7 protein-coding genes and 3 rRNA genes are annotated in these 13,652 nt (G+C 49.1%); 1 reads left to right on the top strand and 9 read right to left on the bottom strand.

Translation table 11 applies throughout. The features are described from left to right. Positions 1 to 31 precede the first annotated feature (31 nt). The 3 genes from C1N53_RS01165 to C1N53_RS01155 all read right to left on the bottom strand — a co-directional run bounded on the left by C1N53_RS01165 (position 32) and on the right by C1N53_RS01155 (position 3,391). Complete coding sequence (locus tag C1N53_RS01165) at positions 32 to 1,399, bottom strand: HAMP domain-containing sensor histidine kinase (protein WP_137757589.1); 1,368 nt, start codon at positions 1,397 to 1,399, stop codon at positions 32 to 34. Then, positions 1,389 to 2,081: a response regulator transcription factor gene (locus C1N53_RS01160; protein ID WP_137757588.1), complete on the bottom strand. Its 693-nt coding sequence runs from the start codon at positions 2,079 to 2,081 to the stop codon at positions 1,389 to 1,391. The genes C1N53_RS01165 and C1N53_RS01160 overlap by 11 nt, the downstream gene beginning before the upstream one ends. A gap of 152 nt (positions 2,082 to 2,233) precedes the next feature. Then, complete coding sequence (locus tag C1N53_RS01155) at positions 2,234 to 3,391, bottom strand: glycoside hydrolase family 43 protein (protein WP_137757587.1); 1,158 nt, start codon at positions 3,389 to 3,391, stop codon at positions 2,234 to 2,236. 414 nt (positions 3,392 to 3,805) lie between these two features. Here C1N53_RS01155 and C1N53_RS01150 point away from each other — a divergent pair, with 414 nt between their 5' ends. Next, entirely contained in the window at positions 3,806 to 5,200 is a 1,395-nt protein-coding gene (locus tag C1N53_RS01150; protein WP_137757586.1) for a T9SS type A sorting domain-containing protein, read from the top strand. Positions 5,201 to 5,254: 54 nt separating this feature from the next. Here the strand turns inward: C1N53_RS01150 and C1N53_RS01145 are convergent, their stop codons facing one another. From C1N53_RS01145 to C1N53_RS01120, 6 genes are all read right to left on the bottom strand, one after another. Further along, the gene (locus C1N53_RS01145) at positions 5,255 to 6,139 is read right to left on the bottom strand and encodes a DUF1080 domain-containing protein (RefSeq protein WP_137757585.1); all 885 of its coding nucleotides are present in this window, start codon (positions 6,137 to 6,139) and stop codon (positions 5,255 to 5,257) included. Between the two features lie 358 nt (positions 6,140 to 6,497). Further along, a 5S ribosomal RNA gene (gene rrf, locus C1N53_RS01140) occupies positions 6,498 to 6,609 on the bottom strand. Positions 6,610 to 6,709: 100 nt separating this feature from the next. Continuing rightward, positions 6,710 to 9,603 (bottom strand): 23S ribosomal RNA (locus tag C1N53_RS01135). Between the two features lie 304 nt (positions 9,604 to 9,907). Then, positions 9,908 to 11,431, bottom strand: a 16S ribosomal RNA gene (locus C1N53_RS01130). The 16S, 23S and 5S rRNA genes sit together here, the layout of an rRNA operon. A gap of 453 nt (positions 11,432 to 11,884) precedes the next feature. Further along, entirely contained in the window at positions 11,885 to 12,157 is a 273-nt protein-coding gene (locus C1N53_RS01125; protein ID WP_137757584.1) for a hypothetical protein, read from the bottom strand. 339 nt (positions 12,158 to 12,496) lie between these two features. Further along, positions 12,497 to 13,540, bottom strand: coding sequence for an FUSC family protein (locus tag C1N53_RS01120; RefSeq protein ID WP_137757583.1), 1,044 nt, complete (start codon positions 13,538 to 13,540; stop codon positions 12,497 to 12,499). Between the last annotated feature and the right edge of the window lie 112 nt (positions 13,541 to 13,652).

Here is a 13,652-nt window from a genome sequence, read left to right as displayed (position 1 = left end):
AGACTTAGATTAGAAGAAGGTTATTTTACGGTTAAGCCGCAGGAAATACCAGTTTCACTTCGGTACCCTGGCCCGAAGAAGAAGAGACAGAAAGGCTGATATGACAAAACTCCGCAATATGTTTGGTTAAAGATAAGCCTATTCCATGGCCTGGTTTCAGAAATTGGGTATTACTTCCACGGTAAAAAAGATCAAATATTTTATCCTGTTCCTGCTCCGGTATGCCTGGTCCGTTGTCCTGTACCAGCAAAACCAGCTCCCGTCGGGTAGACAATTTAATAGTAATAGTCACCTGCTGTTCATTAGAGAATTTGAGTGCATTATCAACAATGTTGGTAAGGGCGGTGGCAATGAGTTCCGGGTGAGAATGTAATTGCATACCGTCACTGTCACCTACTTCTATTAGTGTTTCTACTTCAGCTTCAGGATACTTAAAGTGGAGCTTTTCGAGTACTTCCCACAAAAGCTCATCGAGGCGGAAAGAACGGAAGGTTGTTTTAGGATCTTTGTTATTCAGACCACTTATCAGGAGTAGTCCTTCTATTACGGAACTCAGTTCAGAAGTGCTTCTGGCAATCTTTTTAAGTACATGCTGGTATTCTTCTGGCTCTTTCTCTTTTTCAAGGCCTAATTCTGCCTCTCCCAAAATGGCAGCCAGAGGGGTTTTTAACTCATGCGAAACGTTTTTCAGGAACTGCTTTTGGTTATTTACACCAGACTCTAGCCTGTTTAGAAATGTATTAAGCGTAGCTGTTAATTCACTCAATTCGTCGCTGGGCTGGTTGATTTCGGGAAGTCGGGAATTCAGGTTTTCAGTAGAAATTGAATTTACTTTTTGCAGAATGGCAGAAAAAGGCCTGAATGTTTTCTTAGCCAACAGTGCGTTTAAAATATAGTTGATTAGGATGCCAACAAGTAATAAACAACCAAAGGCTATACTCAGATTTTGGAGGCGGGCCTTCCCTGTTACATCTTCTCCTGAACTGACGACGACAAAATTACCCTGATTGTCTTCGTAGTAAATGCCGGAGTACTGCCGTTCGTTAACCTGAAAATTATACTTGCCCTGTTGCCGTATCCGCTGCAGCATGCGCTGATTTACCGGAAATGATGTTATCTCCTCCACAAAGGCAATCTGCCCGGCTGCATCATAGATTTGCAGCATCTCGTTGTCGAGTGTATTCAGATACCGCTGCTCATACTCCCGGTACTTTTTCTTATTCAGCTCATCTTTTTCCAGGAAAATGATAGCCGAAAGCAGGGCACGGTTCTCTAATTTGTTATAAAACGAATTAAGCGTATAGTTCCTGTAAAAGTAAAGGGTGCTTCCTAAGACAATAAGCAGTGTAATGGCACAAACCAGTGTAGAGCGTAGAGCAAGTTTCTGTTTAAGATTCATCCGATTTCTGAGCCAGCATGTAGCCGCGTCCCTTTATGGTATGTATCAATTTAAATGAGAAGTCTTTATCTATCTTATTACGCAGGTAATTAATGTACACATCTACTACATTGGTGTTGGAGCTGAAGTGGATGTCCCACACGGCCTGGGCAATTTCTACCCTCGATACCACCTTTTCCCTGTTCCTTAGCAGGAAAAGCAGCAAGTTAAATTCTCGAGGTGTTAAAATGATTTCTTTACCTGCCCTCTTCACAATATTCTGCTCTACATTTATCTCCAGGTCAGCATACTTATCGGCTTCAAAAATGCCTTGCTCCAGTTGCTTTCTCCTGATATGGGCGTTTATGCGGGCCAGAAGTTCCTTAAAATGAAATGGCTTCGACATAAAGTCATCTGCCCCGGCCTCCAGCCCTTTTACCTTTTCTTCCGGATCGCCGAGTGCGCTTAGGATAATAATGATAGAGGCAATATTTCTTTTGCGGGTAACTTTGCAGACTTCGAAACCATCTATGCCAGGTAGCATAATATCCAGTATCACTACATCATACTCGTTCTTACTGATCAGGTTTACCGCCTCAAATCCGTCCGCCACCCGATCTACCTGAAATCCTTTATCGGTTAATCCTTCCGCTACAAAGGAAGCAACACGGGCATCGTCTTCAACAAGAAGGCATTTTATCATAACAGGCGATATTTAATGAGGAGGTAAAGCTAGTAAATCCAGGTGAAACAAATAATCTGAACAGAACAACTCGCTGTGGCTTATAAACAATATTCCAGCCAATTACAGCGTACTTATTTTACCAGGCCTACTTAATTTGAATGTGCTACTTGCTATTTACTAACCTGAACGCCTGAAGGAAGTTTTTGTGGTGTGGTGGTAGGACCTAAGACTGTAATTTTTCCATTTTTCACGTCCATACGGTCAATAAAAACGACTCTTTCGTCTCCTGTTTTAGTAGTTCTTCCATGATAGACACAGAACATTTCTTTACCATCCGGTGAATACGTGATACTGTTATGCCCTGTACCCGTTACAAAACCGCCTTTGTCAGAGTTTTTCTGCAGCACCGGATTATTGGCAGCCTTTTTATAAGGCCCCAGCGGCGAAGTTGACGTAGCATAACCAACGGCATAATGCTGCCCACCAAAGTAATTGGCAGAATACATCATGTAGTAAATACCATCTTTCTTAAATGTAACGGACCCCTCGGTCCAGCGTCGGTTTACCTCTCGGGCTGTTACAGAACGGCTTTCCCATTCGGCCTGTTTGTCATTCAGGTTAACGGGTGGCCGCAACAATAAAACAGGCTGACCAATAACACCTGAGAAATCGGTTTTAAGTTCTACTCCATATACCCAGCTTTCTTCAATTTCCTTAAACCAGCCTTTTTCTCGTGCCCAATCAGCTATCTGGCTTTCTACCGGATGTTTATAGGCCACACGGGAATAGTATAAATAAGCTTTGCCATCAGTATCAAAAAATACATTGGCATCAATAACAGGATAACCTGGATCAAAAACAGGTTTGTTGGCCATATCAACGAAAGGACCTGTAGGCTTATCGGCAACCGCTACCCCAACACGAAAGTTTTCCTCTTCATTGGCAGGGTTTTCCTTCCACTGCGCACTATAGAACATGTAAAACTTTCCCTTAACCTCATATACTTCTGGTGCCCAATAGGCACCGCCCCAGCTGGCTTCAGGGTCGCTCCAGCCATTTTGGTTGTCATGAAAATATACCTGCCCCTCGCTTTTCCAGTTTACCAGATCCTTCGATGAGTAAGCAGCAAAACCTTTCTCTGCTCCGCCTCCCGTGCCATACATATAATAGGTGCCCCCGGTATACAACACGTATGGGTCGCCGAATTGTACATCCAGCGGGTTTGAAAAAGTACTGTTTCCTGCAGGCTTTTTCGGTGCTGTTTGGGCCAACACAGGCTGCAAAGACAATCCTAGAAGAAAGAAAAACAAAAGCAGGTTATTTTTCATAGTTATAATTACGATTCTTCAAATTAATTAAGGCAGCTCCTCCTTTACAAAACTTCCTGTTAGAAATAAGGAGAGTACACATCATTTGGCAGAAGTGTAAAACTGTAGTTGAAGCAAATTACAAAAAATCCGCTAACATCTCCCCGTAAACACCGGGGCTTTAGAACAAATAAGTATACAATAATCTTCTGCTTATCCGCATATCAAGCAGTTACAACAAAAACAGGATACATACTTTACTATTATTGGATTTAAACTTGCCCTGCTAAGGCAATTTAACTAACTTGAGCCTGAGTAATTTATCCCCTCTTTTGAGGATAAACTCTACATTTTAGCAGAAAAAATACCAATCAGGTTTTGTATAAAGCCTCCTTATATAAATTTATCCCGCTATTGATAGCAACAAGCCAACGCTTGCATAAAGTACTGGTAGTTATAGCACTGTTATTCTTTGTGTTTAGCAGCGCCGCCGGGCAATCCCGTGCAGTGACCGAAATAGTAACTGATTTCAATGGATACTGGCGCAGTTCCGTAAGCTCCGTTAATCCTGTAAAGCCAAACAACAAGCATAACCTGCTATCCTTCGCTTTTAACGGTGTCACTTACTCAACCGGAGCAAACGATGCTTTATTAACAACCAAAGGAATTGTATATCGCCCCATGACCTTTATGGCTCTGCCAGTAGGAACTGTACCCAGTAAAGTAACTTCGAATACTAAAATTGGCCTAGGGGCAATGTATGATGGCGTACCGAATGGTCCCAGCAATCCGCCACCGCCTAATAACATACCGTTTTATCTTACAGATGGAATGAATGGACTTGATTTAGGAACCTGTGTGGCCAATTTACCAAATGGCACCCTCACCTTTGGCATTAAAAACCTATCGGCAGCAGCTATCGGCGATGGCGTCCCGGATATTCTGGTAACGCAGGTAGCCGATCCGTCTTCATCTTATGACCGCTATAGCTTTACCGATGTAAATGGGGTACAGATCGGCAATACCCTCGACATTGTTTTCACGAACATTACACCCGTTGGTCAGTGGCTGGCTGACTTTTACGAAGCAAGTACAGACCCGATGGTTTTAACAAGTAGCTTTACCAATGGGCAGCGGGATCTCCGATTATGGGCTGCTGATTTTTCTGACTTCGGCATCACCAGTGCCAACATAGGCAATATCCGTAATTTCAAAATCAGTTTATCAGGCACAAGTGATGTAGCCTTTGTAGCTCATAACAATTCTTCTTTTAATACAGAAAGTCCGCTTCCTGTAAGCCTTACTTATTTTGAAGCCAAATGGCAAAACGGGCAGGCGCTATTGTCTTGGCAAACAGCCAGTGAACAGGACAATAAATACTTTATAGTAGAAACCAGTACAGATGGAAAGGACTTCAGACAATTAACTGTTATACCCGGAGCTATTAACACTACTGTTAAAACCAACTACCATTATACGCACATAACTCCTGCAAGCGGAACCAACTACTATCGTTTAAAGCAGGTTGATGTAAATGGCCAAAGCACCTACAGCAAAATAGTATACATCTATAACAAAGCTCATACATCCCATATAACGCTTTACCCTAATCCTGCACATGAGATTGTTATTGTAAACCATGGAGTTGCCAGCGGCCATGAAAAGATACAGGTACTGGATATGACAGGCAAAGAAGTACTACATATTTCTGTTACCGCTGATTCTGAGGACACAGCCATAAATGTAAAAAGCTTACCTAAGGGTTTTTATCACGTTGTATTTTCCAGTGCAACAGGTGAGAAGTTTTTTTGTAAATTAGTTGTAGGGTAATTCCGGCCGTGGAAAATTTCTTAAAATTAAGAGCTGCTAAAGTACGTATCCTTCTTAAAATAAGGAAGCATATTTCTTCGGCATCTGATTAATAGGCTTGATTTTAACATCTTTGAAATAGACTTCCGCAGCCTCGCTTTGTAGCTGAATTCTGCCTCTCGTAAGCGGAATAGTTTGTCCGTCTTTCACGTGGCGTGAATTTTGAAGTATCATTACTACCTGTCCATTAACAATATGCAGGCTTTTGTCTTTATAGCAGATTAGCTCTAATTCTGTCCACTCTCCGGCCGGGCTTTCCCTGTCTTCGCTTCGCAGGCAGAAACCACTATTCCCTGTACCTGCGCCTATTGGCAGAAATGGCTGCTTTGCACTTGCCACTGTGTTCATATTTCCTTCAGGTATATAAGCGCGTACATCTATAGCAGAAGAGGCGATGGTCCAGTAGTCTCCCATATGGCCTTCCATGATCTGAAACTCCTGCGACAGCATCCAGGCTCTCCAATAATCTACGCCACTCTCACCTATGGAATGGTAAAGTACCCCGGAGTCTTTCAACTTATCTGTTCTTGGCTCCCACTTTTTATCTCCCCACCTCACTTTCAATTTCAGGTGATAGTTTTCGTATTCCTGCTTCGTAAAGATACAGCCATAAATTTCTCCACTCACTTTTAACACAGGTTCTTTGCCCTCTGAAGTAACAGAAAAAACGTTTGCTATATTCTTATTATATCCAATGGGTTCTAATGGTGCTCCATCTTCACCTACAGGCATATCACCTTTATAATCCTTCTGATGCCTATAACTCAGATACATATCCCACTTAGCCAAGTCCTTATCAAGCAAGGGCTCCCAGTCCTCCTTCACCTGAAAGGCACTAACAGTTCCTATGAACAAACTGCAAACAATTACAGTTTGTAAAACTCCAAACCACTTTCTCATACTTCTTTTGATTTCTGTATGTTTATTTCTCTCTTCTCAACTCTTGTTTTCAGAAGATATTAATAAGAGACTTCTCCAAAAATAGAGAAAGCATGGTGCTAGAAGCTTGTAAAAATCTATTAATTATAGGTAAAAATTCATGAGATAAGCTGAGCCATCGGCACAGAATGCCGGGCCTATCGCTTGGGAATTCTGGAGCACTCGGTTCGGCTGCTGAAGAACGTGATCTTTGCCTGGGGTCGGATGCGGGCGTGCGTGAGCGGGAAGGGATTGGCCCTGCCGCGGTTTAACGTGTGGGGTGTGAGGTGTGTGGAATGAAAAAAAGGTTACCCTTTGTGGGGGTAACCCTTCGTGTTGTGGTTGGCGGCCACCTACTCTCCCGGGTGTGACCCCAGTACCATCGGCGCAGCCGGGCTTAACTTCTCTGTTCGGGATGGGAAGAGGTGAACACCGGCGCCATAGCCACCATTGCCGTCGCACGGTTGCTGTCCGTGCCTGATGCTGTGGTGTGTCTTTGACCTTGTGGGGGAGAGGGAAAGGGGGGGAAGCGGCGGGCCGTGTCCGGCCTCTTGGAGAACGCGCCCGGGCAATTAGTACCGCTCGGCTTTGCCGTCTCCGGCTTTACACCTGCGGCCTATCGACGTGGTCGTCTCCCACGGCCCTTCAAGGGAGATCTCATCTTGGGGCGGGTTTCGCACTTAGATGCTTTCAGCGCTTATCCCGTCCGAGCGTAGCTACCCTGCGCTGCACCAGGCGGCACAACAGGTCCACCAGAGGCTCGTCCATCCCGGTCCTCTCGTACTAAGGACAGAGCCCCGCAAATCTCCGACGCCCGCAACAGATAGGGACCGAACTGTCTCACGACGTTCTGAACCCAGCTCGCGTGCCACTTTAATCGGCGAACAGCCGAACCCTTGGGACCTTCTCCAGCCCCAGGACGTGACGAGCCGACATCGAGGTGCCAAACCTCCCCGTCGATATGAGCTCTTGGGGGAGATCAGCCTGTTATCCCCAGAGTACCTTTTATCCTTTGAGCGATGGCCCTTCCATGCGGAACCACCGGATCACTATATCCGCCTTTCGGCCCTGCTCGGCTTGTGGGCCTCACAGTCAAGCCCCCTTCTGCTATTGCGCTCTGCGCACGGTTACCAAGCGTGCTGAGGGAACCTTTGAAAGCCTCCGTTATTGTTTTGGAGGCGACCACCCCAGTCAAACTACCCGCCAAGCAATGTCCCGCTCACGCGGTTAGGCTCCAAGCCACTCAAGGGCGGTATTTCAAGGACGGATCCGCGACGCCTGGCGACGCCGCCTCTTCTCCTCCCGCCTATCCTACACATGAGTGACCCAGAGGCAATGCTAAGCTGTAGTGAAGGTTCATGGGGTCTTTCCGTCCCGTTGCGGGTAATCGGCATCTTCACCGATACTACAATTTCACCGAGCTCACGGCTGAGACAGCGCCCAGATCGTTACACCATTCGTGCAGGTCGGAACTTACCCGACAAGGAATTTCGCTACCTTAGGACCGTTATAGTTACGGCCGCCGTTTACCGGGGCTTCGATTCAGAGCTTCGCCTTGCGGCTAACCCCCCCTCTTAACCTTCCGGCACCGGGCAGGTGTCAGGCCTTATACGTCATCTCTCGATTTGGCAAAGCCATGTGTTTTTGTTAAACAGTCGCCTGGGCCTTTTCACTGCGGCTTCTTGCATCGCTGCAAGGAAGCGCCCCTTCTCCCGAAGTTACAGGGCCATTTTGCCGAGTTCCTTGGCCGTGATTCACTCGAGCACCTTAGGATTCTCTCCTCGACCACCTGTGTCGGTTTGCGGTACGGGCGGCGCGCCATTTAAACGCTTAGCGGGTTTTCTAGGGAGCCTGCTTAGGGACGATCTCCGCCCCCGGGGGGTTGGAGTACTTTCCACTTTCGGCTAGCCCGGCGTGCTTGACGACCGGCCCAATACCTACGGTGTTAAACGCACTATTCCGTCAGTGCGCCGTCCTTTCACTTCTCCGTCACCGCATCGCTATGGCGCGCCGGTGCTGGAATATTAACCAGCTGTCCATCGACCTTAGCCTTCGCCTCGGCCTTAGGACCCGACTAACCCTGATCCGATTAGCGTTGATCAGGAAACCTGGGTCTTTCGGTGTGCGGGTTTCTCGCCCGCATTATCGTTACTTATGCCTACATTTGCTTTTCCAAGCACTCCAGCGCCCCTTGCCGGGACGCCTTCGCCGTCCTTGGAATGCTCCCCTACCAGTATGACCCGTGTCATAATCCGCGGCTTCGGCGCCTCGCTTGATGCCCGATTATTATCGATGCCCTGCCGCTCGACCAGTGAGCTGTTACGCACTCTTTAAAGGAATGGCTGCTTCCAAGCCAACCTCCTGGCTGTCCGGGCAGCTGGACCCCCTTTGTTCAACTTAGCGTGGACTTTGGGGCCTTAGCCGGCGGTCTGGGTTCTTTCCCTCTCGGCGCGGGACCTTAGCACCCCGCGCCTCACTGCCGCGTATGTCAAGTGGCATTCGGAGTTCGTCAGGATTCGGTAGGATGTGACTCCCCCTAGTCCTATCGGTAGCTCTACCTCCACATGACTCCACCGCGACGCTGCCCCTAAAGGCATTTCGGGGAGTACGAGCTATTTCTCAGTTTGATTGGCCTTTCACCCCTACCCACAGGTCATCCAAATGCTTTTCAACGCAAACTGGTTCGGACCTCCAGTTGGTTTTACCCAACCTTCATCCTGCCCATGGGTAGATCACAAAGTTTCGCGTCTACCCCCCCTGACTCTGCGCCCTATTCAGACTCGCTTTCGCTGCGGCTCCGCGCCTCCAGACGCTTAACCTTGCCAGGGAGGAGTAACTCGTAGGCTCATTATGCAAAAGGCACGCCGTCACCCCACACAGGGGCTCCGACCGCTTGTAGGCGCACGGTTTCAGGTTCTCTTTCACCCTCCTATTCGGAGTGCTTTTCACCTTTCCCTCACGGTACTGGTTCACTATCGGTCTCTCAGGAGTATTTAGCCTTGGCGGATGGTGCCGCCGGATTCAGGCGGGATTCCTCCGGTCCCGCCCTACTCAGGATTCCACTACGGCCAATCAACTTGCGCTCACGGGGCTATCACCCGCTCCGGCCTGCCTTCCCAGGCAGTTAAGCTTCGTTCATTGGTCCGACGGCGTGGTCCTACAACCCCAGCCCTGCCGTGACAGCGCTGGTTTGGGCTCCTGCGCGTTCGCTCGCCACTACTTGCGCAATCATTGTTATTTTCTCTTCCTCCGGGTACTTAGATGTTTCAGTTCCCCGGGTTCGCCCACCCGAAGGTGTAGTGCATCTTCAATGCACTGGGTTGCCCCATTCGGACACCCGCGGATCAAATCGTATGTGCCGATCCCCGCGGATTTTCGCAGCTTGTCGCGTCCTTCATCGCCTCTGAGAGCCTAGGCATCCCCCGTGCGCCCTTCTCTGCGTTCTCGGCCGCCCCACAAGCGTGGGGGCGGCCCGCCTCTTCTCTTCCGTCCCGGCCCTAAGGCCGGAACGTCCTTCTTTCTCTCTCTCCCATCATGTCAAAGAACTTTCCCCAGGGCACAAGTCCAGAGTCCAGGGCCAAGGGTTGTCTAACCCTTCACCCCGCTCTCTCTCAGGTGCCCCAAATAGTAGCCTATGCCTGCTGCATAGGCCGTGATCGTGTTTGAGTGTGATCGGTTGAAACAGGCCTCCAAGGCCTCTGTCCGCGCCCGCTGCCCCTCGCTTCTCGGGAAAGCCCGGGCCGTCTCTAGAAAGGAGGTGATCCAGCCGCACCTTCCGGTACGGCTACCTTGTTACGACTTAGCCCCAGTTACCAGTTTTACCCTAGACGGCTCCTTTCACGGTCACCGGCTTCAGGTCTCCCTGACTTCCATGGCTTGACGGGCGGTGTGTACAAGGCCCGGGAACGTATTCACCGCGCCGTTGCTGATGCGCGATTACTAGCGATTCCGGCTTCACGGAGTCGAGTTGCAGACTCCGATCCGAACTGAGACGCACTTTTTGAGATTGGCACCCTATCGCTAGGTAGCGACCCTCTGTATGCGCCATTGTAGCACGTGTGTAGCCCTAGGCGTAAGGGCCATGATGACTTGACGTCGTCCCCGCCTTCCTCGCTTCTTGCGAAGGCAGTCCCTTTAGAGTCCCCGGCTTGACCCGCTGGCAACTAAAGGTAGGGGTTGCGCTCGTTGCGGGACTTAACCCAACACCTCACGGCACGAGCTGACGACAGCCATGCAGCACCTTGCTTTGTGCCCCGAAGGGAAGCCCCATCTCTGGGGCCGTCACGCGCATTCTAGCCTAGGTAAGGTTCCTCGCGTATCATCGAATTAAACCACATGCTCCACCGCTTGTGCGGGCCCCCGTCAATTCCTTTGAGTTTCACCCTTGCGGGCGTACTCCCCAGGTGGGTCACTTAACGCTTTCGCTTGGACGCTGGCCGTCTATCGCCAACATCGAGTGACCATCGTTTACGGCGCGGACTACCAGGGTATCTAATCCTGTTCGCTCCCCGCGCTTTCGTGCCTCAGCGTCAGTTGCAGGCACAGCGAGCTGCCTTCGCAATCGGGGTTCTTCATGGTATCTATGCATTTCACCGCTACACCATGAGTTCCGCCCGCCTCTACCGAACTCAAGCCCGCCAGTATCAACGGCAGTTCCGGGGTTGAGCCCCGGGATTTCACCGCTGACTTAGCAGGCCGCCTACGCACCCTTTAAACCCAATAAATCCGGACAACGCTTGCACCCTCCGTATTACCGCGGCTGCTGGCACGGAGTTAGCCGGTGCTTATTCACACGGTACCGTCAGTTACCCCCGCAGGGGCGTTTTCTTCCCGTGTAAAAGCAGTTTACAACCCAGAAGGCCTTCTTCCTGCACGCGGCATGGCTGGGTCAGCCTCGCGGCCATTGCCCAATATTCCCTACTGCTGCCTCCCGTAGGAGTCTGGTCCGTGTCTCAGTACCAGTGTGGGGGACCATCCTCTCAGAACCCCTAGCCATCGTCGCCTTGGTGGTCCGTTACACCGCCAACTAGCTAATGGCACGCATGCCCATCTTCCATCGCCTCAGCTTTAACAGCAGGGTGATGCCACCCCGCTGTCTTATGCGGTATTAATCCACCTTTCGGTGGGCTATCCCCCTATGGAAGGCAGGTTGCATACGCGTTACGCACCCGTGCGCCACTAACCCAGGAACCGAAGCCCCTGGACTCGTTCGACTTGCATGTATTAGGCCTGCCGCTAGCGTTCATCCTGAGCCAGGATCAAACTCTCCATTGTAAAAATTACTTAATGCAGCATCGCTACCGCAAATGTGTTCGTCCGACCCAGGCTTTCCTTTTTCACTTCCGCCCCTCCCCCCGGCGGGGGAAGGGGCCTCGGCGCAGCTGATCTGTTGCGATCACCCGCGCGGACTTACCTTGAATTTCTGTCTCAACCAATCTCTCAAAGAACTTGCCGGGAGGACTTCCTCCTCCCGCCTGCGGCAGCCTTCCCTGCCGTGTGACGCACTGTGTCGCGCTCGCTTTGCTGAGCCCCTTTCGTTAAGGGAGTGCAAAGGTAAGGACTTTCTATAAAACCGCAAGCAAAAGCGAAAAATATTTTTTCTTTTTTCCCTGCCCTTCGGCGTCGCAGCCTCCGGCGCTCCCTTCCGGACCTGCCGTCCGAAGCGGATGCAAAGGTAAGAACCTTTTCCCGCTTTGCAAGCAACCAGGCAACTTTTTATTTTCGACCTTAGTGCCCTGCAGCCCCTGTTAGCCAAACCGCTCCTGCCGAACGGGGATGCAAAGGTAGCAATCTTTCCCCGCCCCGCAAGCGCCGGCCCCTGAAAAAAGAGCCCCGGCAGCCCCCCGAGCGGCTAAGCCCCTCTGCCTCAGCCGCAATGGTTTCAAAATAATTTTCAGCGGGATGGGAAAAGGCGCCCAAGCAAGCACCTGATGCAGCAGGGGCGCTTAAAGAGAACACCCGCACCCCTGCCCGGGGTTCCGGAGAAGCCAAGGTTTTCATGAGTGCCCAAGGCTGCGCACCCGGAGGCAGCGCCTTGGCAAAACAACAGCTAAGCTCAAACCAAGGGCCGGTTGAAGAAAGTTTTGAGGGGATAGTCCCTGCTTTGCTTTTCAGGGTCTATAGTATGTGAAACTGAATTGCTATATCAAGCTCAATTGTATATGCGTCGTTCGATTATACCTGCTACGCTGGCTGGCTATACGCTTAACAGATGCTGAGATCAACTGTAAAAATAAAGCAGTTATGGTGTATCAGGCTGTTTATTTGAAGTCGGGTCTACATTAGAAGGATTATGAAAGAAGATAAGAACCTAGAACAGGGAAAACAAAGCTCCGGCTGTTACAGCTGGCGTTTATGCAGTAAGGCAAAGGAAATGATAAAGGTCAGCGCTCCACCAGCCAATGTAAACAGGATTCTTTCCAGAGCGAGCTGCAATGGCTCGCTGGAATGGCTGCCAAGCAGCAGTAAAACAAAAACAGTGATAAAAATTACAGCCACTGCATAGTGCTTCCGCACATAATAAAGAAAAAGAAAGATATTACAGGCTACTAACCCTATATGCAGGACAGGTGGCAGGTGAAGCAGCAGAAGGCCACTTCCCAATAAACAACCGCATAAGGTCCCTACCATTCTTTCACCAATGCGTTTTACGGTATGGGTGTGGCTAACCTGCAGAACAACTATAGCTGTAAACGGCATCCAATAGCCATGCCCATAACTCGTAAAGCTATCAATTAAAACGCCTATTGCCAGCAATACACTTAATGTAATACTATAGAGTAAGAGATCCGGTCTTAACTTTAGTTGCTGGCTCCATTGCAGTATGAAGGCCGATTCCTCTTTAGCATTTCCATTTTGAGAGAGAATATTTTCTGTCGCTTTTATCTCCTGCTCCCCTACCCCAGGCAAAATAATACATAATAGGAGTTGCGACAGAAGACCTAAGCCCCCTCCTATAGCAGTAACACTTACAGGTGTACTATAGTGCGCATCCGACATAGCCATGAAAAAAATAACGCCGGCAGGAATATTCACATCGGGCCAGTTAAGGGGAAACACCTGACGCCAATAACCAAAGCTGAACGCCAGCGCAATAGCACCAAGAACAGCTAAAGCTATATGATCTTTTGTGGCTACCGCCAACAAAGCAGTACCAATAAGAACACTCACTGCTTTTGCAGCCGCAACTATTCTGTTTCTGATCTGCCCTTTTATATTAAGGCCAGTTACACTTTGCATGCCTACAACAAAGAAACCTGTCGCCATACCTAAATCGGCAAGCTGGCTAAGGCTTAAAGCAACCACAACAGCAACTGCAGAAAAGAAAGCATTCTGAGTATCGGTAATAAATATTTCTTTAGATAAATAGGATGTGCTGCGCATTAATAATTAATCTGTACCTGCCTTGGGTAAAGGTGAAGTTAAATAGCTATTGCAGGTAAAACCCGGCAAGCACAAAAATAAAATAAAGCTCGTTAATTCTTAGAGGCACTTC

This window comes from Pontibacter sp. SGAir0037 (assembly GCF_005491705.1).
Lineage (GTDB): Bacteria > Bacteroidota > Bacteroidia > Cytophagales > Hymenobacteraceae > Pontibacter.
The sequence above is the reverse complement of the archived record's forward strand: the minus strand, read 5'-3'. Positions and strand labels throughout refer to the sequence as shown.